Here is a 26,302-nt window from a genome sequence, read left to right on the forward strand (position 1 = left end):
GGAGTCGATCAGTCGGGTGAGAGGCGGTCGGCGGCGTGTTCGATGGCGGTGCTCACCCGGTCGGCGAGCAGGCCGACCGCGCCGACCGCACGGGTCATCGGGTCGTCCTCCGCGCCGCCGAGAGCCTGGGAACGCAGGTAGGCGGTCTTCACCTCGGCCCACCGCGCGGCCTGTGCGGGGGTGATGGTGCCGCGCAGCTCGGCCAGTTTGAGCAGGTTGGCCTCCGCGCCCGAGGTGAGGGTCTGGGCCTCGCCGAGGTAGTGGTCGTCGATCACGGCCTCCAGCTCGGCGTCGTTCATCACCGGGACGACCCTGGCCGCGAGCTTGTTCATGTTCCGGTACGAGCCCTGGAGCTGGAACGGGGGCTCGGTCCGCGACGCGTCCGCCTGGGCGGCGGAGGCGATGTACGCCTGGTTGTTGGCGAGCACCACCCGCTGGATCCGCAGCAGCTTGCGCAGCACCGCGAGGACCTGCTCCAGCTCCACTGAGGAGTACGGGTGGGAGAGCTGGTCGGCCCGGACCCCCGAGTCGCCCCGCGCCAGCCGTACCAGAAGGCGGATGTCGCCCCGGTCGCGGGTGGAGAGCGGCGCCAGGACCGGGTTGGAGGTGAGCGCGTTGTCGATGTAGCTCAGCGCGAACAGCTCGTCCCGCCCCGACAGCACGTCGCCGAGGTTCCACACGTCGGCGCGGTTGGCGAGCATGTCGGGGATGCGGAAGCGCTTGCCCGCCTCGGTGTACGGGTTGCCCGCCATGCAGACCGCGAAGCGCTTGCCGCGCAGGTCGTAGGTGCGGGTCTTCCCCTCCCAGACGCCCTCCATCCGGCGCTGGCCGTCGCACAAAGAGATGAACTTCTGCAGCAGCTCGGGGGAGGTGTGCTGGATGTCGTCCAGGTACAGCAGGACGTTGTTGCCCATCTCCAGCGCGAAGGAGATCTTCTCGATCTCCTGCCGCGCCGTCGCGTCGGGCGCCTGCGCCGGGTCCACCGAGGTCACCAAGTGCCCCAGGGCCGGGCCGTTGACCTTGACGAAGATCAGCCCGAGCCGGTTGGCCACGTACTCCATGAGGGTGGTCTTGCCGTAGCCCGGCGGGGAGATGAGCAGCAGCATGCCCATCTGGTCGGTCCGCTTGGCGTCCCCGGCCGCGCCGAGCTGCTTGGCCAGGTTGTCGCCGATCAGCGGCAGGTAGACCTCGTCGAGCAGCTGGTTGCGGACGAAGGCGGTCATCACCTTCGGCTGGAACTCCTCCAGCCTCAGCCGCTCGCGTTCGGCCGCGACCAGCTCGTTGCGCCGCCTCTGGTAGGCGCGGTACGCGGGGACGCGGTGGTCGCGGAAGTGCCGGGTCCTGGTCAGGAACTCGTCCAGGCGAAGCTCCATCGCGTGCCCGGAGATCCGCGGGTGCGTGCCGAGCAGCCCTTCGACCGTGACGGTCAGCGCCGCGGAGGAGTCGTGCCGGGGCACCTCGCACAGCAGTACGGCCACCGCCTCCACCAGCTCCGCGGAACCGGCTCCCGGAGCCCCTCCCGCGCCCGCTTCCCGGCCTCCCGCCGACGTCGAGCCGAGCGCCGAGCCCGAACCCAGTGCCGAGCCCGAACCCGACCCTGAGCCGGGAGCCGAGCCCTCGAAGGCCGAGAGCCACGCCTCGGCCAGGCGGTGGCGTGCGGCGAGGTCGTCGCCGAGCGCCCGCAGGTCGTCCTCGAACTCCCCGCGCGCCGGTCCCAGCGCCCGGTCGAACCGGTCGAGCAGCGATCGCGCCCCCGCACCGGTCACGAAACCGAACGGCTTGCCGGGCAGCTCCTCGAAGAGATACTCCCCGGCCAGCTCGCAGACGCCCTCGTCCCCCCGCGTGCGCGTCCCGCCCGTCCGGGACTCCCCGGCCGTGCTCGTGGCGGCGACGGCGAGCGCGCCCGCCGCGCTGCCCGGCCGGTCGTGGAGACCTCGGACGAAGGACGCGATCGCGGAGCCGAGGGCGGCGCGGGTCTCCTGGACCGCCTCCACCCCGCCGAACAGGGCCCGTGCCCGCACGAGCGACGTCGCCCGGGTGGTCCACGCCGCGCGGGCCGTCTCGTCGGTGCCGAAGGCCCAGAAGAGCTGGGCGGCGGCCCTCGCGGCGGGCGGGTAGCGCAGCAGTCCGGCGCCCGCGTGCAGGCGGAGCGCGGCCCGCAGGATCGCGGTGGCGTCGTGGTCGTGGACACCCCGTTCGTAGCCCTCGTCGTACCGGGTCTCCGCCACCTTGCGGACGATCTCCAGCAGTTCCCCGCCGTCCACCGCGGCCTCGTGCAGCGCGTCCAGGGAGACCTGCCACCCGCCCGGGGAGCCCGGGGACCCCAGGGACAGGGTGCCGGCCTCGGCGGCGGCGAGGATCGAGGCGGCGAGGTGCTCGCCCCGGTAGACCTCGGGCGACTCCGAGACCGTCAGCTGGTTCCAGAACGGCCGGGTCTCCTCGAAGGCCGCGTCGCGCACCGGGGAGCGGTAGTCGGTCCCGGTGACGGCGAAGGCCATCTGGTCCTGGTGCGGGACGAGGGTGAGGTCGGGCGCCTGGGTGTTGACCGCGAACAGGTGGCGGCCGAGCCGGATGGTCTCCCCGCCGTCGCTGTAGAGGTCGAGCCGGTCGCGCAGGGCGCGGCCAGCCTCCTGGCGGGCCGACTTGATCCGGCCTTCGAGCTCTTCGGCGCGCACCTGGTCGCCCAGCGCGCGCAGCTCCCCGGCCACGCCCTTCAGCTTGAGCACCATCGGGTCGGACCCGAAGTAGGTGTTGACCTCGTCCAGCGACGTCAGCCCGGCCACCCGGCGCCGCACGCTCGACAGGATGCGCGTCGCCGAGTCGGCGAGCCGGTCGGCGCGGCGGGCCCGCTCGTCCAGCAGCGCCTGGCGGCGCGAGGAGAACGCCTCGTAGACGTCCTCCCGCTTGGAGGCGAGCTGCCCCAGGAAGTCGTCGAACTCGGTGAAGCGCGACTCCAGGTTCTCCAGCTGGAGCATCAGGCGGCCCAGCTGCTCGTCGCAGCGCTCGGGGGTGTCGGACATCGCGAGCGCCCCGGTGATCGCCTGCCCGAGCAGGGCGTACTCGGCCGCGAAGGCCGCCCGCCCCTCACCGGCGAGCAGTTCCGCGCGCCGGGCCTCCAGGGTGGCGCGGGCGCGGTTCACCCCGCCGAGCACCTCGCCGACCCGCTCCAGGATGGCGGTCCTCACCGTGGCGTCGGCGATGTCGAGCGTGCCGACCACCTCGACCACGATCTCCAGGCCGCGGGCCTGCCCCTCCAGCCGCTCGCCGACCGGCCCCGCCTCGGCCACGGTCGTGATGGCGCCCGCGTCGGCGACCAGCCGCTCGACCTCCGCGTGGTACCCGGCGAAGGCGTCGTCCCCCCGCAGGAACTCCGCCGCGCGCCGCGCGGTGCCGCCCAGCTCGGTCGTGAGTTCCGCGTCGAGCGCGTCGATCCTCGCGGTGTCGACGTGGCGCAGCTCGCGCAGGGTCACCAGGTGTCCCTGCGAGCGCCGCAGCTCCGACAGCCGGTCGATCCAGCCCCGCGCGGACCTGGGTGCGTCGGCCCGCGTGTGCCGTACGAGCGCGGTGACCTCGGCCTCGGCGGTCTCCAGTGCCTCGGCGGCCTGCCGGGTGAGCGACTGGACCTTCTCGAACTCGTCGAGCACCTGCTCGGCGGTGGCCCGCAGGTCGGCGAGCGGGCCGCGCAGCCGGTGCTCGCCCAGCCAGTGGTAGTGGTCGAAGACCCGGGCGCAGGAGGCGATCAGCGCCTCGAAGACCGGGATCGACGGCGCCATCTCCTCGACCATCCGCGCCACCGAGAGGCAGTCGGAGATGCCGCGCACCAGCTCCGCGTTGCCGATCCGCTCCAGCGGCCCGGTGCCGACCGGGCGCCCGGCCGCGTAGACGTCCGACTGGTAGGCCGTCTGCCAGACCTGCATGGGGTGGACGCGGGTGGGCTCGTCGGAGGTGGCCCTGAAGACGACCAGCGTGCCGTCGTCGAACAGCGAGTACCCATGACACGACAGCGGGGTCTCCACCCGCTTGCGGATCACGTTGTACGGCAGCAGCAGCGACCGGCCCTCGGCGCGGGCGTGGAAGACGTACAGCACGTCCTCGCCGTTGGGGGAGCGGATCACCCGCTCGAACTCCAGCTCGGACACGTCGGTGTCGAACGTCTTGTTCACCCCGGTGGACAGGTAGTAGCCGCCGGGGAAGATGATCCCCTGGTCCTCGGGCAGGCGCTGGCAGGCCTGCCCGATGCCGTCGAGGCGGACCACCTCCTTGGTCCGGGTGTTGAACACCAGGTGGCGCCACTCGGGTTCCTTGTACGGCCGCACCCGCAGCAGGATCAGCGGGCCGATCCTGGCGTGGTGGACCTCCGCGTCGGCGAGGCTCTGCAGCGGCTCCGTGACGGGCTCACGGTAGACGCCCTCCCCGCTCTCGGTGTTGTTCTCGATCTTGATGGTGAGGTCGCCGCCGACGGTTTCGACGAACACCTCGCCCTCGATCGAGATGTGCGGGTGGCGGCCCAGCACGTGGTCGTCGCGGGTGGTGGGAATCCACTCGAAGTCGTGCGAGGGCGGGAAGGTGTGGTCGCGCTCGCCACGGTCGTCGATGTACGAGAGCGTGCCGTCGGCATCGACCTGCCAGCGCAGCACGCGGGTGTCCTGCGGGCCGGTCTGGAAGACGGCGAGCAACTTGCCCTCGACCCGGCGGAGCTGGAGCAGCCGGGTCTCCCGGTAGTACCGGTAGAGGTCGGCGAAGTCCCGCTCGAAGCGCGGGTCGCGGAACATCGGCACGGGGTCGAACCGGAACGCGCTCCCGCCGTTCTCCGTGCTTTCACCGCTCCCACCGCTCCCGCCGCCCCCGTCCTCCCGGACGAACGTGTGCGCGGAGAAGACGTCCTCGATGGTCGTCTCCGGCTTCATCCCGATGAACACGTTGTAGCCGAAGAGCATGAGCCCGCCGACCGAGACGATGTCGCGAGGCACGCAATTGTTCTCGGTGCGTATCCGCTCGGTGCCGATGAGACGCAGTTCGGCCCCGCCGAACACCGCGAGGCGTTCGGCGTTGAGCGCGTCGGACTGCCGGGCCAGCTCGGCGGCCTGCTCGGCCAGCCGGGCGCGGAGCACCTCGTAGGTGCCCGCGTCCAGCCCCGCCCCCTCGCCGGGGGCGCCGGTGACGGCCTCCGCCGTGGAGGACGTCACCGCTTGACGGATCCGGTGGAGTTGCCGGTGGAGTTGCCGACGGTGTCGAGCGCCGCGACGGGGACCTCGGTCGTGGCCGGCGCCTGGGTCTCACTCAGCAGGCCGCGCAGTTTGTCCGCGTCGGGACCGCCCTCGTTCATCATTTTCATCAGCAGCGCGGACAGCGAGAGGTTGCGCACGTCGGCGGTGTCGATCGAGCCGATCACCCTGCCCAGGTCGGCGGGGAGGCTCGCCGAGCCGTCCAGGTAGGGCCCGGCCAGGGTGCGGGTGACGTCGGAGTTCTCCACGAAGCCGTCCACGGCCTTGCCCATGCTGATCGAGTTCATCAGCCGGTCGAAGAACACGGTGTCGCCGCCGACGATGTCGATGTTGGCCTTGGACAATCCGGCCGACACCACGGAGGCCTGCGCCTCGGCGATCTTGAACTGGGCGTTCACCCCGGCGAGGCGGATCTCCTTCTCGGCGTCCAGGCGCAGGCGGTACTCCTCGTGGGAGCGGGTCGCGTCGGTGAGCGCGGCCATCGCCGCGGCCTTCTCGGTGAGACCCTCGGCCTCGGCCTTGAGCTTCTCGCCGACCGTCGCGGCGGCGGCGAGCGCCATGGCCTGCTCGCCCTCGGCCTCGGCCTTGAGCTTCTCGCGGACCGCGGTGGCGGCGGCGTGGGCCCTGGCCTGCTCGCCCTCGGCGATCGCGAGCGCCTTCTCCCGCTCGACGGCGGCCTCGGCGCGGCCGACCTTCTCGATCGCCGCGGCGTCCCGCTCGCGTACCTGCACCTCGGCCAGGCCGACGGCGGCGGCCTCGGCCTGCACGCCCTCGGCGAGACGGATCTTGGCGCGGGCGTCGAGCTCGGCCGCCTGCTGCCGCGACTCGGCCAGCACCAGCGCCTCGCGCGCCCGGTGCTTGGACGACGCCTCGGAGGCCTCGGCCGCCTTGATGTCCTTGACCAGGCTCTCCTGCGCCTCGGCCTCGGCCTGGATGATCACAGCCTGGCGGGTCCGCTCGGCCTCCTCGACCACGCGCAGGCGCTTGATGCTCTCCTCCTGCTCGGCGACCGTCTTCTCCACCACGATCCGCTCGCGGATCACCTCGGCGATGGAGCGCTTCTCGCCCTCCAGCTCCTTGTCCTTGGAGATGCGCGACAGCTCGGTCTCGCGCTCGCGGGCGATCACCTCGAGCAGGCGGTCCTTCTCGATGCGCTCGGTCTCGATGGCGATGACCCGCTCGCGGTTCTTCGCCGCCACCGCGATCTCACGGGCCTGGTTCTCGTGCTGGACGCCGAGCTGCTCGTCGGTGCGCAGGTGCGCGGCCTGCGCCTTGAGCCGCTCCTCGGCCTGGACCTTGGCGGTCTCCGCCTCCTCGCGGGCCCGCATGGTCTCGACCTCGCGCTTCTGCTTGGTCTCCGCGTCGGCCTGCCGGCGCTCCAGCTCCAGGATCGCCTCCCGCGCGTCCACGTTCTGGCGGGTGATCTCCTTCTCCTCGCGCCGCTGGAACTCGTTGGTCCGGACGTGCTCGATGGCGGTGAGCTCGGTGATCTTCCTGATGCCCTGCGCGTCGAGGATGTTGTTCCTGTCCAGGGCGGCCAGGGAGGTCTGCTCCAGGTAGTCGATGGCCGCGTCCTCAAGGCTGTAGCCGTTGAGGTCGGTGCCGATGACCTGGATGATCTGGTCGCGGAACTGGTCACGCTGGGTGTAGAGGTCCACGAAGTCGAGCTGCTTGCCGACCGTCTTGAGCGCCTCGGAGAACTTGGCGTTGAACAGCTCCTGCAGCGTTTCCTGGTCGCTCGCGCGTGCGGTGCCGATGGCCTGGGCGACCTTCACCACGTCCTCGACGGTCTTGTTGACGCGGACGAAGAAGGTGATGCGGATGTCGGCGCGGATGTTGTCGCGGCAGATCAGGCCCTCACGGCCGGTGCGCGCGATCTCGATGGTCTTCACCGAGATGTCCATCAGCTCGGACTTGTGGAAGACGGGCAGCACGACGGCGCCGGTGAAGGTGACGTCAACCTTGTTGATCTTCGAGATGATCAGGGCCTTGCCCTGTTCCACCTTGTAGAACAACCGGCTGATCATGAAGAGCATGCCGATGACGACGAGGAGGACGACGGCGAGAAGGATGCCGAGCCCGGTGGATATGACGTCCAATGTGGCCCCTCGGTTAAATGGAACGATCAGGGTCGAGTTCCGCGTCGTACGGCATCACCCAGAAGAACTCGCCGGGGGAGTCATAGGCGAAGATCAGGGCGACGCTGCCGGCGGCGAAATCCTCGTCACCGGTCTGTCGTACTTGAACGAGAGCGGAAGAGCCGTCGGCGGAGGTGACCTCGGCCTGGCCGAAGTCACGGCCGACGCGGCGCGTGCGGATGACGCACACGCGGCCCACGAAGTCGGCGCGGGAGGGGACGCGCTCCTTCGGGACGAGCCGTCGCAGTGAGAGGACGACGAGGCGCGTGCATGCCCAGGCGCAGACCAGTGCCGCGACCAGTACGGCGACCAGGGCGGGGGTGCTCGTGAACAGCGTGCCGCCCACGAGGCTCGCGAACCACGCGACGACGACCAGCAGCGAGACGACCACCGCGGCCGGGACTCCGCCGAGTCCCAGACCGCTGAGGAAACCGGTGGCCCCCGTCGCCTCGGCACCGTCACCGCCGTCGCCGCCGTCACCGTCGAACCCGAACACGCCGGCCGCGACGAGCATCCAGTACGCGATGATCACCACAAGCATGAACGTGAACAGGACGGTCGGAAAAGACAGTGCGGCATCGACGAACTGGCCCATTGGCGTGCGAAATCCCCCCGCTGATCTGTCGGAACGTGGTCCCCTGAACACGTGTAGGTGACTATATACAGATAAAGAACAGTTAAAGGAGATAGTTCCCGAAGCGGACAGAATCCGCATGATCTTTAAGTGCGGCGGCTACCGGCGCGTACGAGGGCCGGTGGCAGGGGGCATGCGGAAGCGGAGGAGCGGGAGCGGGCTCCGCGTCCTCGGCTCTGTCGCGAGAAGATGCTCCGGAAAACCGTCGCGGAGGTCAGGCGGGGCGAGTGATCATGTAGGCGAGACCGACGAGGATCACGATCGGAATGAGCCACACGACGGCCTCGATGGCGAACTCCTTGTACATGAGGACATCCCTCCGGGGCGGTGATCGGCGAGGATCTCCGACGATAGCCGTTGTCTCCGTCGACGACCAGGACCCTTCACCTACCGGAACGGCTCCCTGCACGAGAGGGCACCCATGAGCCGGTTCCCTCCGCGAGAGTCAGGTCTCTCCGAGGGGTTGATTCCCGCCAGGATCGGGGCTTCGCGGGAGACCGGTCTCTACGAGGGGTTGGCCGAGCCGACCACCACCGAGGTGTCCGACATCTCCCCCTCGACCACGTCGGCGACCACGCAGGTGATGTTGTCGGGCCCGCCCGCCTCGCAGGCGAGCGCGATCAGCTGCCGCGTCACCTCGTCGAGATCGTCGACCTCGGCCAGCACCTGGCGGAGCCGCTCGGCGTCGACCACCCCCGACAACCCGTCGGAACAGAGCAGATAGCGGTCACCGAGCTCGGCGTCCCGCAGGGAGAGGTCGAGCTCAAGGTTGTCGCCGCCGTCGAGGACCTGCAGCAGGATCGACCGGTGCGGATGGCGGGCCGCCTCCTCGGCGGTGATCCGGCCGTCGTCCATCAGCGTCTGGACCAGGGTGTGGTCGTAGGTGATCTGGTACAGGTCACCGTTGCGCAGGAGGTAGGCGCGGGAGTCGCCGATGTGGGCGAGGGCGACGCGAGAGCCGTTCCAGAGCATCAGGGTCAGGGTGGTCCCCATGCCGGTGAGCGACGGGTCCTCCTCGACCAGCTCGCGCAGGCGCTGGTTGGCCTTGCGGACCCCCGCCTCGGCGGCGGCGGCGAGGTCGCCGGGGCACTCGTGGTCCAGGGAGGCGACGCTGGCGATCGCCGCGGAGCTGGCGACCTCCCCGCCCACGTGGCCGCCCATCCCGTCGGCCACGGCGAGAAGCCGGGCGCCCGCGTAGGCGGCGTCCTCGTTGCCTTGCCGGATCCGGCCGACGTCGGAACCTGCCGTATAGCGCAGCGTGATCATCTGCACATCACTGGATCGTCGAGTTGCACGAGCTGAGCCGCTTTCGGACAGTTGGGATGGGCATAGGGCGAACCGAGATGTTCCACAATCCACTTAACACCATGGTGACGCAAGCGGCCTGGGGAAGTGTTGCCACATCTGTTGACACCCACGGTGGCGCGTAAGCTGGTTTCAGCGCCACGCGGGGTCCCTCCAGCACCCCCGCACTGTGCCCGGATTGCCCCACCTCACGCATCGCTAGGAGATCAGTAATGGCCGCGATCATTCAGGAGGCGGCTCGTCGTCGCACGTTCGCGGTGATCAGCCACCCCGACGCGGGTAAGTCGACCATGACCGAGGCACTGGCGCTGCACGCCTCCGCGATCAGCCAGGCGGGTGCGGTGCACGGCAAGTCCGGGCGGCGCGGGGTCACCTCCGACTGGATGGAGATGGAGAAGGCGAGAGGCATCTCGATCACCTCCGCCGCCCTCCGGTTCGAGTACCGCGGGCACATGTTCAACCTCGTCGACACCCCCGGCCACGCCGACTTCTCCGAGGACACCTACCGGGTGCTCGCCGCCGTCGACTGCGCGGTCATGCTGCTGGACGCGGCCAAGGGCATGGAGCCGCAGACCTTGAAGCTGTTCGAGGTCTGCCGGCACCGCCGCATCCCCGTGATCACGTTCGTCAACAAGTGGGACCGGCCGGGCCGCGAGGCCCTGGAGCTGCTGGACGAGATCGAGGAGCGCACCGGCCTGAAGCCGACGCCGATCACCTGGCCGATCGGCACCGGCGGCTTCTTCCACGGCGTGGCCGACCGCACCGACGACCGGATCGTCCGCTACACCCGCACCCCCGGCGGCGCCACCAAGGCCATCGAGACCGACCTGAGCGCCGAGCAGGCCCTCGCGGAGCTGGGCGGCGACTGGGAGCGGGCCAAGGACGAGATCGACCTGCTCTCGGCGATCGGCGCCGACCACGACCAGAAGACCTTCGAGGCGCACGAGTCGACCCCGGTGCTGTTCGGGGCCGCGCTGTCCAACTTCGGCGTCGGCCGCCTGCTGGACGCCATGGTCGACATCGCCCCCGCCCCCACACCTCGCCCCGATGTCGCCGACGACCCGCGCCCGCTGGAGGAGCCGTTCTCCGGCCTGGTCTTCAAGGTGCAGGCCAACATGGACCCCTCGCACCGCGACCGCATCGCCTTCGTCCGGGTCTGCTCGGGCAGGTTCGAGCGCGGCATGGTCCTCGTCCACGCGGCCACCGCCCGCCCGTTCGCCACCAAGTACGCCCAGTCGGTCTTCGGCCAGGAGCGCGCCACGATCGACGAGGCGTACCCCGGCGACGTGGTCGGCCTGGTCAACGCCAGCGCGCTGCGGCCCGGTGACACGCTGTACGACGGCCCGCCCGTCGAGTTCCCCAGGATCCCGAGCTTCGCCCCCGAGCACTTCTCCACCGCCAGGGTCCGCGACTCCAGCCGATCCAAGCAGTTCCGCAAGGGCATCGAGCAGCTCGACGCCGAGGGCGTGGTCCAGGTGCTGCGCTCCGACGTCCGCGGCGACCAGTCGCCGGTGCTCGCGGCGGTGGGGCCGATGCAGTTCGACGTGGTCAAGCACCGCATGGCCGCCGAGTTCAACACCGAGATCCTGATGGACCGGCTCGACTTCAGCATCGCCAGGCTCACCGACGCCGAGTCGGCGGCGATCCTGGCCCGCCAGCGCGGGGTGGAGGTCTTCACCCGCTCGCTGGACGGGGTGCTGCTCGCGCTGTTCACCGACGAGTGGCGCATGCGCGGCGTGCTGCGCGAGCACCCCGACCTGGTGCTGAACGCGCTGCTCGCGGACACGCGCGGGTGATGTCGAGGTGAGACGGGTCGCGTGAGGCTCGTATGAGGTGAGACGGGGAGGTCAGGAGACCTTCCCGTTGCACATTCATGGTGAGATATGTCGTTATGAGCGTGATTAAGTGGGGCATTCTGGCGACCGGCGGCATCGCCGCGACCTTCACCGAGGACCTGAAGCTCCTGCCTGACGCCGAGGTGGTCGCGGTCGGATCGCGGTCGGAGGAGTCCGCACGGGCCTTCGCCGACCGGCACGGCATCCCGCGGGCCCACGGAAGCTGGGCCGAGCTCGCCGCCGACCCCGACGTGGACATCGTCTACGTGGCCAACACCCAGAACGCCCACCACGACGCCGTACGGGCCTGCCTCGAAGGAGGCAAGGCCGTCCTGTGCGAGAAGGCGTTCACCCTCAACCGAGGTGAGGCCGCCGCGCTGGTCGACCTCGCGCGGGAGCGCGGCCTGTTCCTGATGGAGGCGATGTGGACGCGCTGCCTCCCGGCCGTCCGCAAGGTCATGGAACTGGTCGAGGGAGGCGCCATCGGCCCGGTCAACAGCGTCCACGCCGACTTCGGCTTCTCCGTCTCCGTCCCGCCCGAGCACCGGCTCCGCAACCCGAAACTCGGCGGTGGCGCCCTGCTCGACGTGGGCGTCTACCCGATCTCCTTCGCCCACATGGTGCTCGGCGTCCCGGCCGGTGTGCGCTCCTGGGCGCGGCTGACCCCGGAAGGGGTGGACGAGAACACCGGCGTGCTGCTCGGCTACGACAACGGCGCTGTCGCCTTGTTGTCCTGCGGCCTCACCACGCACAGCCCGGTCGCCGCGTCCATCTCCGGCCCGCTCGGCCGGATCGAGGTGCCCGGCCCGTTCTTCCGCCCCGACACCTTCGTCCTGCATCCCACGGAGGGCGAGTCGGAGACCTTCCACGTCCCCTTCGACGGCAAGGGCATGCTGCACGAGGCGGTCGAGGCGATGCGCTGCCTGCGGGAGGGGCTGCTGGAGAGCCCGCTGATGTCCTGGCAGGCGACGTTGGACGTGATGGGCATCATGGACGAGGTTCGCTCGCAGGTGGGTGTCCGTTTTCCGGGTGAATAGTTGAGCGGGCGTTTTTTCTTATAGCTGGGGCTGTTCTCTTTCGGTGCACCCGGATTTTTCCGGGTGCACCGTGCGGGTGCTCATTGCGCCGGTGTGGTTGGTGTTCGTGCGCGCATGCGGCGGGTGGGTGGCTCTTTGTGCTCGCTGCGGTGGGCGGGTGCTCCGGCCGGCCGTCTCAGTTGCGCTCTGGTGGTTCAGGCCTCCGGCCTGCTCGGGCGTGGTGGTTGCGGGCTCTTTTTAAGCCGGCCGGAGCACCCGCCCACCTCCGCTGCACGTGTTCGGGCCGTGCGGGGTGCGGGCCGTAGTTGCTTTCTTTCCGGCCGCCCTGACGACCCGCCGCCGCTGAAGCGTCCTTTACCGGCCTCCAGGGCGGGTCGCCGTAGCTGAAGCGTCCTGTGCACGACCCAGTCCAGGGCTGAGGCGCCACAGGCCGCACTACCCGGGCGCGCTAGCGGGCCCCTCGTCGTGGACACCGGTGTCATCGTGATCGCCTTGGGCTGTCCGACGCAGCAGTTCTTCCACGATGTCACGGGTTTCACCACTCATGTCGTGAGCATTCCGGCCTCGGATGTCACCCGTTGATTACCGCCGAGGTAGGGGATACCTGCAGAGGTCAGGGCAAGGTGGATCGTCTTCTTGTCCAGCCACGCCATCCGGTTGAGGGGTTATTTCAGGGTGTAGTCGGCTGAGAGTTCGCGGCTGGGGCCGAGAAAGTCCACGGCGTACTCGGTCACCTCGTCGTGCTGGTCCCAGTAGAGGTTGGTCATGGTGAGTGCCGGTTGACCGCTTTCCATGCCGAGTGCCGAGGCGATGTCCTCGGGGACCGGCCTGATGGCGACGATGTCGCGCCGTCTGACGGCCCGTCGGCCCGCTCTGTCCTCGACCAGCCCGAAGGTCATTCTCGGGAGCGGTTCCGCGACCAGTAGTTCGGGCACCACCTGGCCCAGCTCACCCGGAAGCCATGAGGTGGACAGCGCCACGAGCCCTCTGTCGTCGTAGTAGGCACGACGACGTTGGACGACGGCGACTCCCTCTTCGATCTCCAGCGCGTCCGCGACAGCCTCGGGTGCCGGAACGAGACCGGCGCTCAAGATCTCAACTCGCTCGCCCTCGCGGTAGCCGCTCCCGTTCGCCCGCAGCATCTGAAGGCGATCGGAACCTGCTGTGATCTTCTTCGGCAGGTTGGCCAGGGTGCCGATCCCAGGAACCGACTCCGCGTAGCCTTCCGCTCTCAGCACGGCGGCGACTCGGGTGGCTGTCGCGGTGGACACTCCCTCGTCGCGCATAATCTCCCGCACCGACGGAATCCGGTCGCCCGGCCGGATCTCCCCGCTCTCGATCCTGGCCTTGATCTGTGCGGCGATCCGCCTGTATGGAGCCATCGCCTGTGGGCTGCCGGCCATCATGAGACTCCTGTTCTAGTGCACTCTGAATCAGCGATTGACTTTGCCAGTGCTCTAGAACACTATAGAGCTGTCGCTGGCCAAAGAACAGACAGGTTGCTTCGCGAACGAATTCGGATCGCACCGCCTTCGCGAGGCGCCAGGCAGGAAGAGAGCACTCGCCGTGGAACGTTCCCTTCAGTCCGACCAACCGCCCGCCCGCCATGATTCGGGCTTCGGCGGAGACCTCACTCGCGATACGGGGTCGGGACACGTCCGTGTAGAGACATCCGCTCTGACAGGTGAGCCACGCCTGTTCGCCCTGATTCAGGAGTGTGCGAGGGATGACGAAGGAGTCATGACAGAGGTGGTGGCATACGGGCTGACACTGCCAGGCGGAGCGGCGGCAACCGTCGGAGTGAACGGCAACGGTTTCGGCCGGTGGACGAGCGCGCACAGTGCCGCACGACGACTGCACTCCGACCTCCTCTGGCTCGGGGACGGCGACACACGGAATCCCCCGCCATAGTGTCCATGCGGCCGTGATCCCCCTCTCCTCGCGTCCGGAGAACCCCGAGACACCCTGGAAACACCGGAAGGTCCCGAAAACACGTAAGGCGCCCCGGCCCTCATGGGCCGGGGCGCCTGGTGAGCTGAAAGCTCACCAGGCAGGACCGTGGCCTCCCCGGTTGGGGGGAGCGGCGTCGGGGTCGCTCAGAGGCGCAGAGTGGTCGACGCGGTGCCGATTCGCTGGCCTCCCGAGAACAGGTGGGTCTTCAGCGTCTTGTTCAGCGCGCCCGCCGCGACGGCGGTCAGCTTGACCCGGATGTTGCGGGCGTGCACGACCGAGCCGTCCACCTTGAGCTTGGCGACCGACAGGTCGAGGTCGAAGACCGGAACGCGGGACTTGGGGTTGTCGTTGACGTTGCCACTGATCTTGCCCTTGGCCAGGTCGATGACGAAGTCGCCGACCTTGAGCCGCTTGCCGTTCTTCATGTTGACGAACGCCAGGTCGCCGCGGTGCCCGACCTTCCCGGCCAACGGGTCGACCGAGGCCCGGCCACCGGTGACCGGGTAGCTGAAGGAGAGCGCCAGGTTGTCGCCGGAGAGGTGAACCCCGGTCTTGCCGGGAGAGGTGGCGTAGACGGCGATTCCGTTCTCAAGAAGGACCTTGCCCAGGCCCCGGACCGTGGTGACCTTGGTCTCGCCGCCCTTGACGGGCGCGGTCGTGGCAGCCGAGGCCGGAGCCTGGAGAGGGAGAACGAGGAGGGCGGCGCAGGCCGCGACCGAGCTCAGCGTACGAAGAAGGCGCATGGTAGGTTTTCCCTTCCTTGACGACATCACCCCCTCTTCTTGGGCCGGGCGCCGCATGGATGCACCTTCACCCCCCATTCGCCGCCGAAGAAATGGATGATGATTGTTCCCGACCACCCCCACCGGACATGTCGCACAGCACTGACGACGACAGAGCCGAACTGGACGAGGACGCCCTGGCCGACGGCCTGCGCGGCGGAGACGAGCGCTGCCTGGCCGAGGCGTACCGCCGATGGGCCCCGATGGTCTACACGCTCGCGCTGCGCTCGCTGCGGCACGCCGCCGATGCCGAGGACGTCACCCAACAGGTGTTCATCGCCGCGTGGAAGGGCAGAGCCGGCTACAACGCCGAGGCCGGATCCCTGGCCGCCTGGCTCACCGGCATCACCCGTCACAAGGTGGCCGACCGCTGGAGGCTGATTCAGCGGGATCAGAAGATCTCCCACACCGTGGGCTCCGCCGTCGAGGAGCCTCCCGCCCTGGACACGGTGACCGACGGTGTCCTGCTGACCGATGAGCTGAACAAGCTGGGCGAGCCGCGACGTACCATCCTTGAACTGGCCTTTTACCAGCAGCTCACGCACATCGAGATCGCTGCCAAGCTGGATCTGCCACTGGGCACGGTCAAAAGTCACATCAGCCGAGGGCTCGACCGGCTGCGCCGACGTCTGGGGGTGAACGGTGCACCATCTGAATGATGACACGCTCGCGCTGATCGCCCTGGGGGAGGAGAGCGATTCCGCGCACCTGGCCACCTGCCCGGACTGCCGTGAACGTCTCGAGGGGCTCGCTCAGGTCGTTTCCGCCGTCAGGCAGGGACCGCTGGAGCATCCCAGCCCTGATGTATGGGAGGGGATACGCGCGGAGCTTGGCCTTTCTCCCGACCTTTTGCCCGGACCTGCTCAGGCTGCTCCGCTCGTCCAGGCCAAGCCGAAGGCCTCGCCCGGCCTGGGCGGGTCCGCAGGCCCGAGTGCTCCGCCGGACCCGGCCGCTCCTGCCGTAGCGCCCGCGCGGCCCCGCCCGCTCCGTCCTTCCCGCGAAGCGGGCAGCGGGGCGGCGAGGTCGCGTGTCGGCCGCCGCGTCCAACTGCTCGCCGCCGTGGCCGCCGGTCTGGTCATCGGGATCGGCGGTACGTTCCTCTTCCAGGGGCTGGCTCCGAATCGTGACACCGTCGTGGCTCAGACGGTGCTCAGCGCACTGCCGGGCAAGCAGGGAGACGGCGTGGCGGAGCTCAGGACCGGATCGGACGGCGAACGCCTGCAGGTCCGTCTCAGCGGGCTGCCCGCACCCGACGGCTTCTACGAGGTCTGGCTGCTCGACCAGGCCGCGAAGCGGATGATCTCGCTCGGAACGCTGGGCCCTTCGGGAGAGGCCTCATACCCCTTGCCCGCGAACGTCAGGACCACCGACTATCCGGTTGTGGACGTTTCGCGCGAACCGCTCGACGGAGATCCCGGACATTCCTCTGACAGCTTCCTGCGCGGAACCCTGCACGGATAGGGGACGAGCCCGTCGCATCGGCGGCGGGCTCGGCTCGCGTGTCCACGCAGAATCCGGTTAACAGGAGGCCAACGGTCATTCGGGTTGCGCGGGGGCGGCCTGTGGCGCCTCAGCCCTGGACTGGGTCGTGCACGGGACGCTTCAGCTACGGCGACTCACCCTGAACGTGCCTTGAAAGACGCTTCAGCGGCGGCGGGTCGTCAGGGCGGCCGGAAAGAAAGCAACTACGGCCCGCACCCCGCACGGCCCGAACACGTGCAGCGGAGGTGGGCGGGTGCTCCGGCCGGCTTAAAAAGAGCCCGCAACCACCACGCCCGAGCAGGCCGGAGGCCTGAAACACCGGAGCGCAACTGAGACGGCCGGCCGGAGCACCCGCCCACCGCAGCGGGCACAAAGAGCACCCGCCCGCTCGTATGAGAATACGAACAACCACAATGAGATGATCTCAGCGACTCCTACGTCATGTAGCCGTGCTCGAAATGGGTGAGGACGAGTGCGGCTTTGACGATGGCGCTGATCCGGCTGAGGTCGGCGGTGATGCGCTGGAGTGTGCGCCGTCGGCCTTTGAGCGAGGATCTCGATTCCTTCGTCGATGGAGCGGTAGGTGGTGACACGGGAGATCTTGTGGTCGCGGCCGAGACTTCTCCCGATAAGCCTGGAATTCCACCATTCATGTCTCAGAAATCCCAGCTGTCGGAACTATTCCACTGAGATCATTTCATTGAATAGCTGAAACTTTCAGTGCCGTTGACGATATTCGATGCCGATCGTATCGTTCGATCATCGCCTATGCGTGTGTCTTTCATCGCGCGCACTTCCTGACAGGAGAGGCCCATGACAGAACGGCGCGTCCGTCGGCGACGGCGCCTGATCATGTGGCTGGTGGCCGCCTTGTTCGGCGCGTTCACCGTCGTCACACCCGCCAACGCCGCCACCACCTGCACGTTGACGTTCCAAGCCAATTACCGGGGGACCGTCGGCGGGCAGTACAGGTGGCAGGTCGATGCGCGGCTGACCAACACCGGCACGACACCGTCGACCACCTGGGAGGCGGTCATCAACTTTCCCTTCTCGGCGGGCGCGGTCGTTCACCTGTTCTGGAACGTGAATAGGTTCTCGACGACCGTGTGGAGACCGGCGTCGTGGAACGGCGCCATCCTGCCGAACCAGTACGCGAACTTCGGGTTCGAGATCGACATGCCTATGACGACCACCTCGCCGCCTCTTCCCACTTCCAGTCAGTGCACCATCACCTATTGATGAAACGGGCGAGTCCATAGGGCTCGTCCGTTCGTCGGCTTTCAGTTTGTCGCGAGATCAGGAATTTCTCGTATTCTGCGACGACGTCCGCCCGGGCCATGAGGCTCGAAGGCCGCCGGCGCATCACCGCCGGCCCCGGCAAAATCGGCGACATCACCCGCGCCGCCCTCGTCCTCACCCAATTCGAGCACGATCATCCAACCGAAATTCGCTGAGATCAGCTCAATGAGCACCGAGAAAAACCACACGGCACCCCCGGAAGGCGCCTCGGGCCCCGGAAAATGGAACCGCCCCGTCAAAACGAAGTCAGACGAGCTTCCAGTCGTGGCGTTCCAAGAAGGCGCGCTCGCCGGTGGCGTACTCGGTGAAGGCCTCCTGGACCGCCTTCAGGTCCGGGACGTGCGTGCGGAACATCCGGTTTCTGACGCTGTCCTTGTACTCAAGCTCGTAGCCCGAGATCTCCGGCGAGCTCTGGACGAAGTGCTCGCCGAAGACGACCAGGGCGGTGAACGGGTTCTGCGGGGACATGGTCGCGAGCGCGTCGGAGATGAGCTGGAGGTCCGGTGAGACCACGATCATCCCGTCGCCCGTGCGCATCTCCATGGTCGGGTAGACGCCCCGCGGAGACAGGTTGTGCACCAGGCCGCGCTGCGGGTCGTAGCAGACGAGCCCGCACTCGGTGGCCAGGGCGAAGATCTCGGAGGACACCTCGTCGGCCCGCTCGGGGTCCATGCTGACCAGGACGTGGTCGGGGGAGAGCCACTCGGCCCCGGGCAGCCGGTCGGCGAAGGCCGCCAGCCCCGGGTGCGCCTCGGCGGCGTCTTCCCCCTCTTCGGGACGGGGACCCGCGTCCTGAGGCTCCCCGGCGGGAGCCGTCTCGGCGTCATGGGCTTCCCCGGTGGGAGTTGCCCCGGCATTGTAAGGAGCCGCCCCGGCGGCGGGCCGAGGCTCGGTGTTACGGAGGCCCAGGAAGACGTTCTCCGCGCGTTCTCTGGTGATCGGTTTGGGCTCGTACCAGACGGCCAGTTCGAAACTCACGGTTCCATTGTCCTCCGGGTGCCTCTCCCGGAGGGAAAGGGCCGGACCGATCGGGTGATCGGCCCGGAGGACACGCTGATGGCCGAGGGCTCACGATACGCGGGAAGGGTCAGCCCCTGTGTGACCCCGGTGAGAACGAGTCTGCTCATTCTCGTACGGATCGTGAAGCTTCAGACGACCACTAAATCTCCTGCCACTCGGACCCTACGGAGCGACTGCATATTTTCCGCATACAAAAAAAGCTGATCAGGGGCAGCCGGTGATCGAGGAGTGGCGTCCGAGCAGTCCGGCCAGATCGTCCGCTTTCGCTCTGTCCCCGATGAGGGTGAAGAGTTCGTGGGACTCGCGCCAGCATTTCAGGGCCTTCTCACCGTCGCCGGCCGCCACGTGGGCGAGGCCGAGGCTGCGGAGCGCGCCCGCCAGGTATGTGGTCCAGCTGCGGGTGCGCCACAGCGCCACGGATTCGGTGAGGCGTTCGACGGCTCGCGGGTAGTCGCCGTCGGCGCGGTCGAGGTCGCCCAGGATCCAGAGGGCGTCGGCGAGGTGGTGGGTGAGGTTGTAGCGGCGGCTGAGCTCCTCCACGGTCTCGGCCGTGGGGCGCGCCCGCTCGTCGCCGTCGCCGCTGTAGAGCTTCGCCAGCGTGACCAGGGTCATCGCCTCGGAGGCCGGGTCCTTCGCCATCCGGGACATGACGAGCGAGCGGTTGAGACACCGTTCCGCGGGTTCGAACTGGCCGGTCTCGACGTACGCGAGGCCGAGGAACTGCAGGCATGTCGCCTCGAAGCGCGGGTTTCCCAGCATTTCGGCCACCTGCAGCGCGCTCACCAGGTGCGGGATCGCCGAGGGGACGTCCCGCTGGCCGTTCGTGATGCCGAGGGCGAGGTGCGCGCGTGCCCGGCCGCCGAGGTGGTCGGTCTCCTCGGCGAGGCGCAGCGCCGTCTCCGCCGCCTCCACGGCCGGTTCGACGAATCCCTGCGCGGCCAGGCCCCAGGCGCACATCACGTGGGCGTCCGACAGCCCACGCAGCTCGCCGACCTCGGCGAACATCTCGGCGAGCCGGACGGCGTTGGTGTGCAGCGCGACCATCGCGCCGCCCTCGTGCTCGACGCCGGTCCAGGTGGTCACGTCGAGCAGCCCGCGCAGCATGACGGCCTCGCCGAGCAGGTTTCCCGCCGTACGGCAGGCGAGCATGGCCCGTTCGTTGAGGCGCCGGCACTCGGAGAAGAAGCCGTGGGAGTCGAAGTAGCGTTCGAGGCATCCGGCGAGGTCCCAGGCGAAGTCGTCGAGTGCCAAAGCGCAGGCCTGCTCGACGAGACCGGCGAGCGCGGTCCGTTCGGCGTTGAACCAGGCGAGGGGGTCGCGCAGGAGGGACGCGGCGATCTCCCCCGGTAGCGCCCGGCGCGGTGCGGGGCCGTGGAGTACGGCGTAGCAGGCGCCGTGGACGTGCTCCATCGCCTGTTCGGCCAGCCAGAGCCACGCGCCGAACGCCCGGGTCGTCGCGCGCAGCAGCTCGGCGGGCTCCTCCTCGGCCTCCGCGCGCTCGCGGGCGTACAGCCGGACGAGGTCGTGGAAGCGGTAGCGGGCCTGTCCGGTGGCGTCGATCCCGGAGATGGTGGCGAGCTGCGCGTCCACCAGGAGCTCCAGGTATGTCTGCCCTTCCTGGTCGGGGCGGTCGAGCAGGGTGGCGGGGACCCAGCTCGCGAAGCCGGGCACGTCGAGAAGGCCGAGCAGCCGGAAGGCGCGTCGCGCGTTCTCCGGGAGGCCGACGTAGCTTTGGGCGAGGCTCGCCCTGACCGCGTGGTCGCCGACGGTCAGCTGGTCGAGGCGTCCGCGCTCGTCGGCGAGCCGCCCCACGAGCCAGGCGATGCTCTGCCGGGGGCGGGCGGCGAGCCGCGCGCCCGCGACGCGTACGGCGAGCGGGATGCGGTCACACAGCCAGACGAGCTCGGTGGCGGCGGGGAGCTGTGCGGCGACGCGGTCGTGCCCGACCATCCGCGAGAGCAGGTCCACGGCCTCCTGGGTGCTCAGGACGTCCAGCTCGACCGGCCGTACGCCTTCCAGGCCGGAGAGCCTCGCGCGGCTCGTGACGATCACGGCGCAGCCGGACACGCCGGGGAGCAGGGGTCTGACCTGCTCCTCGGAGGCCGCGTTGTCGAGGACGATGAGGACCTTCTCGCGGGCGAGGCGGCTGCGGTACAGCGCGGCGCGTGCCTCGACCGACTCGGGGATGCTCGACCCGGGCACCCCCAGCGCGACGAGGAACCGTCCGAGCACGTGGCCGGGGTGCGCCTGCTCCTCCTCGTGCGCGCCCTGCAGGTCGACGTAGAGCTGCCCTCCGGGAAACCTGTCCGCGATCCGGTGCGCCACGTGCAGCGCCAGCGTCGTCTTGCCGATGCCGCCCATTCCGGTGATGACCGAGACGGTCGTCGTGGAGCACTCCTCCAGCCGGGCGACGAGCTCCCTGACCTGCTCGTCGCGCCCCGCGAAGTCGGCGATGTTCATCGGCAGCTCCGCGGGAGGATCGCGCGACTCGGGCGGGCCCTGTCCGGTTTCCGGCTGGTCGTCCTGCGGGTGCTCGGGGGTCGCCCACTCCCCGGCCAGGATCAGCCGGTGGAGGTCGCGGAGCCGTTCCCCGGGCTCGACGCCGAGCTCCTCGTTCAGCAGGCGCCGGGCGTCGGCGTACACCGTGAGCGCCTCGGCGCTCCGGCCGGAGCGGGCGAGCGCCAGGATGAGGTGCGCCCGCAGGCGTTCACGGAGCGGGTGGGCGTTCACGTGGCCGGTGAGTTCGGCGACGAGCTCCGGCTGGAACCTCACCGTGAGGTCGGCCTCGACACGGTTCTCCAGGGTGGTGAGCCGTAGCTCCTCCAGGCGCGCCGCCTCGCCGGACAGGTCGTCGACGAACCGCAGGTCGGCGTACGCGGGGCCGCGCCACAGCCGCAGGGCCCGGTGGAGGAGGTCGGCGGCCTCGTGGTGGTCGCCGTGCAGGAACGCGTCGCGGCCCTCCGCCGCCAGTGACTGGAATCGATGGACGTCCAGCTCGCCGGGGTGCACGACCAGCAGGTAGCCGCCGTTCCTGCGCAGGATCCGGTCGCCGCCCAGGGACTGGCGGACGCGGGAGGCGTACAGGCGCAGGTTGCTGGCGGACGTCTTCGGCGGCTGCTCGCTCCAGAGCGCGTCCACGAGCAGGTCGTCGGGCACGGACCTGTTGGCGTGGTGAAGCAGAACCGCGAGCAGGGCCCTCTGTTTGCGTCCGCCCAGGGGAAGCGCCTGGTGGTCGGCGCGCACTTCGACCGGCCCCAGGACGGAGAAGTCCATACCACTCCCCTGGAAGACTTCGCAGGGGCCAAGTTTGCCCGACCTTCCACTGCCCGTCAATGATCATTGAGGACCCCGGGCCCCGGGGGGCTCGGGGGCGGGGCCGGGTTACGCCGGCGGCTTGTCGGCGACGGCGACCCGCGACAGCTCCACGGTGCAGAACGCGCAGCGCCTGGCCTCGACCGGAATGCTGCTCAGGCACTCCGGACAGTCCTTCTCGGTGGCCTGCTTGTTCCTGTCGAAGAAGGCGACCAGCCGGGTCATGGGCATCACGACGAACCAGTAGATGACCGCGGCGATGATGAGGAAGCTCAGCAGGTGGTTGATGAAGTCGCCGTACATGAACTTGGAACCGTTGATCGTGAACACGTACTGCGAGAAGTCCGGCTCCCTGCCACCCGTGATCGCCCCGATCAGCGGCGTGATGAGGTCCTTGACCAGGGCCTGCACCAGCCCGCTGAAGGTCGCTCCGATCACGACCGCCACGGCGAGCTCGACGAGGTTGCCCCTCATCAGGAACTTCTTGAATCCGCCCATCACTCATGTCCTTCACTCGTGAGGACGGTCGCTTTGCTCACCTGTCGGCGGCCAAACTTCCGTCTTTTCCGGGATTTTCTCCGGTGAGGAGAATATCGGCAAGACCGCGCGCGGCCGTACCGGCCGAATAGGGCAGCGAGGATGAAAGGTTACTATCAGCGCATTCACGAGCGAGGTGGCCGGATGGACTTTCGTGTGCTGGGCCCTGTCGAGGCGTTCACCGACGAAGGGGGCGCGCTGGACATCGGCCCCTACCAGCAGCGGCTGGTGCTGGCCATGTGCGTCCTCGCCGCCCCGCGGCCGGTCGCCCCGCACCGGCTGATCGACGCGCTCTGGGAGGGCGACCCCCCTCCGGGGGCGCTCAACACCGTGCAGGCGTACGTCTCCAAGCTCCGCCGCGTCTTCGAGCCGGGCAGGACGAGGAACGTTCCCCCGACGGTTCTGGTCAGCAAACCGGGAGGCTACGTACTGGACGTCCCCGGCGGCGCGATCGACCTGGGCAGGGTACGGGAGCGGCTGGCCGAGGGCAGGAGCCTGGGGGCCGGGGGCGACCACGAGGGGGCGGTCGGGCGGTTGCGGCTGGCGTTGGGGGAGTGGAGGGGGGAGCCGCTCGCGGACCTCTCCGACACCTCCTGGGCGGTGGAGGAGAGCTCACACCTGGCCGAGCTGCGGCTCACGATCGAGGAGGATCTGGCCGAGGCGGAACTCGCGCTCGGCCGGGGGGCGGCGCTGACGAGCGGGCTCGCCCACCTGATCGGCGCACACCCCTTCAGGGAACGGCTGCGCGTGCTCGCCGCCCACGCGCTCTACCAGGCGGGACGGCAGGCCGACGCGCTCGGCGTGCTCGCCGAGGGACGCCGGTTGCTGATGGAGGAGATGGGGCTGGACCCCGATCCCCGGTCGCGGGAGATGGAACGGCGCATCCTCGACCAGGATCCCGGGCTGAGGCCCCGCCTCGTGGCGAGCACGGGCCAGGCGACGGTGAAGGAGTCGGCGAAGGAGTCGGCGAAGGGGGAGGGCGCCGGCCTGGTGGGCCGGGACGCCGAGGCCGAGGTGCTGGAGCGGGCGGTCGCCGGTGAGGGGCATCGGGTGGTGCTGCTCGCCGGGGAGCCCGGTATCGGCAAGACCAGCCTGGCCGAGCACGCCGCGGAGGCCGCGCGGGCGCGGGACCACCGGGTGGTGTGGGGGCGCTGCTGGAGCGATGCCGGCGCGCCGCCCTTCTGGCCCTGGACGCAGGCCGTGCGGGACCTGGTCGGCAGGGACGGCGAGCTGGCGCGGCTGGCCGGAGCCGGGCAGGCCGGTGCGGGGCAGGCCGGGCAGTTCGCGTTGTACGAGGCGTTCGCCCGGCTGCTGAACGAGCACGGCCGGGTCCTGGTGGTCCTCGACGACCTCCAGTGGGCGGACACCTCGTCGCTGCGGCTGCTGGAGTTCCTCGCCTCCACCAGGCTCTGCCCCGAGTTGACCGTCGTGGCCACGTACCGCGACACCGACGTACGCCCCGGCGAACCGCTGGATCACGCCCTCGGCGCGCTGCTGCGGCTGCCGCACGTGCGGCGGCTGCTGCTGCGCGGCCTGGCCGAGGAGGAGATCCGCGAGTATCTGGGACGGGCGGGCGCCGACCCGGACCTGGCCGCGGAGATGGACAGGCTGACCGCGGGCAACCCGTTCTTCCTGGGGGAGGTGCTGCAACTCGGGAAGACCCCCGAGGCGCTGTCGGACGTCGTGCGCGGCCGGATGGCCGGTCTGCCGCCCGGCACCGAGGAGGTGCTGACCGTCGCGGCACTGCTCGGCAGGGAGGCGGCGACCGACATCCTGACGCGCGTGGCGGAGCTGCCGGAGGAGCGGATCCTCGACATCGTCGACGCCGCCGTGGGCGCCCGGTTGCTGGTGGAGGGGGACGGGCCGAGCTGCCGGTTCGTTCACGACATCGTCCGTGACGTGCTGCGCGAGGCGTTGCCGCCGCTGCGCCGCAGGAAGCTGCACGCGCGGATCGCGGAGGTGCTGGAGGAGCGCAGCGGGACGCGCCTCACCGAGATCGCCCACCACTACCGCGAGGGCCTGCTGAACTCCCGGATGGCGGGCAGGGCGATCGGCTACACCCGGCGCGCGGCGGCCCAGGCGACCGCGCAGTTCGCGCACGAGGACGCGGTGGAGAACCTGGAGCGGGCGATCGCGATGATCGACCGGCTGCCGGGCCCCGACGACGCGCTCCGCTGCGACCTGCTGCTCGACCTGGCCGAGGCGCAGGCCGCGGCGGGGATGAGCGCCGCGGCCCACGCCTCCCTGGAGGCCGCCGCGGAGATCGCCGAACGGTTCGGCGACGACAACCGGCTGGCCAGGGCGGTCCTGGGGTTCTCCGACCCGATCTCTTCCGCCATGTACGAGGAGATGACCGGCATCGCCCGGCTCGCCGAGCGCATCGACCGGGTCCTCGCCTCCGGCCTGGCCGGGGACTCGCCGTGGCGGGCGCGGCTGCTCGCCGCCGCCGCGCTGACCGGCTCCACCGTACGGCCCGTCGAGCGGAGCACGGAGATGGCGGAGGAGGCGGTGCGGATGGCCCGCCTCACCGGTGACGAACGGACCCTGTCCAGGACGCTGATCGCCCTGCAGATCCTGCTGCGCCCCGGCCACGACCACGGGCGCCGTGAGGCGGTCGCCCGCGAGATCGCGGAGATCGGCCGCCGCGGCGGGGACCTGGTCGTCGAGTGGATCGGCAGGGAGAACGAGTACGTCGAGCTGAACGCGAGCGGGGACAGCGGGGACGCGGAGCGGGCCGTGGAGCTGCTCGCCTGGCTGCGGGAGACCGCGGAGCGGCTCAGGCTTCCCTCGATGATCAGCCTGGCCGCCTGGCAGACCGCGGTGCACGCCTACCTGTCCGGACGCTTCGACGACGCGCTCGCCGCGGCCGACGCCTCCGGTGCGGCCCACCCGGAGGGGGCGCTGGGGCGGGACGACGCGTCGTTGCGCCGGGAGATGTTCCGCTTCCTGGCCCTGCGGGCGGCGGACAAGGGCGACGGGCCGGATCGGCCGCACGAGGTGGGTGCGGGTCACGGGCCGGGCGGGGCTCACGAGGTGGGGAAGGGACGCGACCGGGGCAGGGCGGACGAGGCGCTCGCGCTGGCCGACGCGATGCTCGCCCGGCGCCCCGGCCAGAAGCCCTGGCGCGTCCTGCGCTGCCTGGCCCTGATCGACCTGGGCCGCACGGCCGAGGCGCGCGACGCCTTCGCCGAGCTCTCCCGCGACGGGTTCGCGGAGATAGGTCCCGAGCTGTCCTACCGGTTCGTCCCCGACGCGGTGAGCGAGGTCTGCGCGGCGCTGGGCGACGAGGCGGCGGGGAAGATCCTGTACGGCAGGCTCGCCCCGCACGCGGGCCGTCTGCTGGGCTGGTCCCTGACCGACCTGTGCCTGGCCAGGCTCGCCCTGCTCGGCGGTGACGAGGGTCGGGCGAAGGCCCACCTGCGGGCGGCCGAGGCGTTCGCCGCCGGGGCGGGGACACGCGTCTACGAGCCCGCGATCCGCGCGCTGGGCGAGAGGCTCCGCTCGCCATGACGCCTCGCGGTCCGCTCGCCGGGCCGGTACGTTTCGCCCGTGACGAGCGGGTTAGGTGATGAAGGTGCGAGGAGGTTCACGGCCGGGCAGAGATCACCGTCACAGGAATGGGAATGTGCGCATGGCCACGCGAACATGGGGCATATCTCTCCACCGCCGAAAGGCGGTGCGTTGACGTCCTCCCCACCGGCCGAGTCCGCTCATACTTTCGAGAGAAACCGCAGTACGGCGAT

16 protein-coding genes are annotated in these 26,302 nt (G+C 69.8%); 6 read left to right on the plus strand and 10 right to left on the minus strand.

All coding sequences use genetic code 11. The features are described 5' to 3' along the window. Positions 1–8: 8 nt before the first annotated feature. The 4 genes from ABT352_RS30930 to ABT352_RS30945 form a co-directional block, all read right to left on the minus strand. Positions 9–5,186, minus strand: a complete 5,178-nt coding sequence (locus ABT352_RS30930) for a DNA repair ATPase (RefSeq protein WP_350948506.1) — start codon at positions 5,184–5,186, stop codon at positions 9–11. After that, on the minus strand, positions 5,183–7,324 hold the full coding sequence (locus ABT352_RS30935) for a flotillin family protein (RefSeq protein WP_350948507.1): 2,142 nt from the start codon (positions 7,322–7,324) through the stop codon (positions 5,183–5,185). The genes ABT352_RS30930 and ABT352_RS30935 overlap by 4 nt, the downstream gene beginning before the upstream one ends. 13 nt (positions 7,325–7,337) lie before the next feature. After that, positions 7,338–7,904 (minus strand): hypothetical protein, encoded by a 567-nt coding sequence (locus ABT352_RS30940; protein ID WP_350948508.1) that lies wholly within the window; start codon positions 7,902–7,904, stop codon positions 7,338–7,340. Between the two features lie 597 nt (positions 7,905–8,501). Further along, positions 8,502–9,263 (minus strand): PP2C family protein-serine/threonine phosphatase, encoded by a 762-nt coding sequence (locus tag ABT352_RS30945; protein WP_350948602.1) that lies wholly within the window; start codon positions 9,261–9,263, stop codon positions 8,502–8,504. Between the two features lie 251 nt (positions 9,264–9,514). On the opposite strand from ABT352_RS30945, the gene ABT352_RS30950 reads away from it, so the two are divergent. Both ABT352_RS30950 and ABT352_RS30955 read left to right on the plus strand, forming a co-directional pair. Continuing rightward, positions 9,515–11,098 carry a peptide chain release factor 3 gene (locus tag ABT352_RS30950; RefSeq protein ID WP_350948509.1) on the plus strand — a complete coding sequence of 528 codons (1,584 nt, stop codon included), beginning with the start codon at positions 9,515–9,517 and terminating at the stop codon, positions 11,096–11,098. A gap of 95 nt (positions 11,099–11,193) precedes the next feature. Then, the gene (locus ABT352_RS30955; RefSeq protein WP_350948510.1) at positions 11,194–12,174 is read left to right on the plus strand and encodes a Gfo/Idh/MocA family protein; all 981 of its coding nucleotides are present in this window, start codon (positions 11,194–11,196) and stop codon (positions 12,172–12,174) included. A 665-nt stretch (positions 12,175–12,839) separates the two neighbouring features. Here the strand turns inward: ABT352_RS30955 and ABT352_RS30960 are convergent. Both ABT352_RS30960 and ABT352_RS30965 read right to left on the minus strand, forming a co-directional pair. Then, on the minus strand, positions 12,840–13,556 hold the full coding sequence (locus ABT352_RS30960; protein ID WP_350948511.1) for a GntR family transcriptional regulator: 717 nt from the start codon (positions 13,554–13,556) through the stop codon (positions 12,840–12,842). 714 nt (positions 13,557–14,270) lie between these two features. Then, complete coding sequence (locus ABT352_RS30965) at positions 14,271–14,870, minus strand: hypothetical protein (protein ID WP_350948512.1); 600 nt, start codon at positions 14,868–14,870, stop codon at positions 14,271–14,273. Between the two features lie 128 nt (positions 14,871–14,998). Here ABT352_RS30965 and ABT352_RS30970 point away from each other — a divergent pair, with 128 nt between their 5' ends. The 3 genes from ABT352_RS30970 (at position 14,999) to ABT352_RS30980 (ending at position 17,630) form a co-directional block, all read left to right on the plus strand. Next, entirely contained in the window at positions 14,999–15,568 is a 570-nt protein-coding gene (locus ABT352_RS30970) for an RNA polymerase sigma factor (protein ID WP_350948513.1), read from the plus strand. Further along, on the plus strand, positions 15,552–16,370 hold the full coding sequence (locus ABT352_RS30975; protein WP_350948514.1) for an anti-sigma factor domain-containing protein: 819 nt from the start codon (positions 15,552–15,554) through the stop codon (positions 16,368–16,370). Before ABT352_RS30970 ends, ABT352_RS30975 begins: the two co-directional genes overlap by 17 nt. 834 nt (positions 16,371–17,204) lie before the next feature. Then, positions 17,205–17,630 (plus strand): cellulose binding domain-containing protein, encoded by a 426-nt coding sequence (locus ABT352_RS30980; RefSeq protein ID WP_350948515.1) that lies wholly within the window; start codon positions 17,205–17,207, stop codon positions 17,628–17,630. Positions 17,631–17,671: 41 nt separating this feature from the next. Here the strand turns inward: ABT352_RS30980 and ABT352_RS30985 are convergent, their stop codons facing one another. The 4 genes from ABT352_RS30985 to mscL all read right to left on the minus strand — a co-directional run bounded on the left by ABT352_RS30985 (position 17,672) and on the right by mscL (position 22,520). After that, positions 17,672–17,863, minus strand: a complete 192-nt coding sequence (locus tag ABT352_RS30985) for a hypothetical protein (RefSeq protein WP_350948516.1) — start codon at positions 17,861–17,863, stop codon at positions 17,672–17,674. Positions 17,864–17,936: 73 nt separating this feature from the next. Then, positions 17,937–18,668, minus strand: coding sequence for a hypothetical protein (locus tag ABT352_RS30990; RefSeq protein ID WP_350948517.1), 732 nt, complete (start codon positions 18,666–18,668; stop codon positions 17,937–17,939). 246 nt (positions 18,669–18,914) lie between these two features. Beyond that, positions 18,915–21,983 (minus strand): AfsR/SARP family transcriptional regulator, encoded by a 3,069-nt coding sequence (locus ABT352_RS30995; protein WP_350948518.1) that lies wholly within the window; start codon positions 21,981–21,983, stop codon positions 18,915–18,917. A 108-nt stretch (positions 21,984–22,091) separates the two neighbouring features. Next, positions 22,092–22,520 carry a large conductance mechanosensitive channel protein MscL gene (gene mscL, locus ABT352_RS31000; protein ID WP_350948519.1) on the minus strand — a complete coding sequence of 143 codons (429 nt, stop codon included), beginning with the start codon at positions 22,518–22,520 and terminating at the stop codon, positions 22,092–22,094. 183 nt (positions 22,521–22,703) lie between these two features. Between mscL and ABT352_RS31005 the strand changes: the two genes are divergently transcribed. Next, positions 22,704–26,069: an ATP-binding protein gene (locus ABT352_RS31005; protein WP_350948520.1), complete on the plus strand. Its 3,366-nt coding sequence runs from the start codon at positions 22,704–22,706 to the stop codon at positions 26,067–26,069. Positions 26,070–26,302: the final 233 nt, after the last annotated feature.

The organism is Streptosporangium sp. NPDC000563 (assembly GCF_040299985.1).
Classification (GTDB): Bacteria; Actinomycetota; Actinomycetes; order Streptosporangiales; family Streptosporangiaceae; genus Streptosporangium.

What these genes read in the sequence shown, in the direction of transcription:
- ABT352_RS30945 (WP_350948602.1), bottom strand. Translation starts at nt 9,263, where the DNA reads ATGATCACGCTGCGCTATACGGCAGGTTCCGACGTCGGCCGGATCCGG.
- ABT352_RS30960 (WP_350948511.1), bottom strand. Translation starts at nt 13,556, where the DNA reads ATGGCTCCATACAGGCGGATCGCCGCACAGATCAAGGCCAGGATCGAG.
- ABT352_RS30955 (WP_350948510.1), top strand. Translation starts at nt 11,194, where the DNA reads ATGAGCGTGATTAAGTGGGGCATTCTGGCGACCGGCGGCATCGCCGCG.
- ABT352_RS31005 (WP_350948520.1), top strand. Translation starts at nt 22,704, where the DNA reads ATGGACTTTCGTGTGCTGGGCCCTGTCGAGGCGTTCACCGACGAAGGG.
- ABT352_RS30980 (WP_350948515.1), top strand. Translation starts at nt 17,205, where the DNA reads ATGACAGAACGGCGCGTCCGTCGGCGACGGCGCCTGATCATGTGGCTG.
- ABT352_RS30940 (WP_350948508.1), bottom strand. Translation starts at nt 7,904, where the DNA reads ATGCTTGTGGTGATCATCGCGTACTGGATGCTCGTCGCGGCCGGCGTG.
- ABT352_RS30950 (WP_350948509.1), top strand. Translation starts at nt 9,515, where the DNA reads ATGGCCGCGATCATTCAGGAGGCGGCTCGTCGTCGCACGTTCGCGGTG.
- ABT352_RS30965 (WP_350948512.1), bottom strand. Translation starts at nt 14,870, where the DNA reads ATGCGCCTTCTTCGTACGCTGAGCTCGGTCGCGGCCTGCGCCGCCCTC.
- mscL (WP_350948519.1), bottom strand. Translation starts at nt 22,520, where the DNA reads ATGGGCGGATTCAAGAAGTTCCTGATGAGGGGCAACCTCGTCGAGCTC.
- ABT352_RS30995 (WP_350948518.1), bottom strand. Translation starts at nt 21,983, where the DNA reads ATGGACTTCTCCGTCCTGGGGCCGGTCGAAGTGCGCGCCGACCACCAG.
- ABT352_RS30970 (WP_350948513.1), top strand. Translation starts at nt 14,999, where the DNA reads ATGTCGCACAGCACTGACGACGACAGAGCCGAACTGGACGAGGACGCC.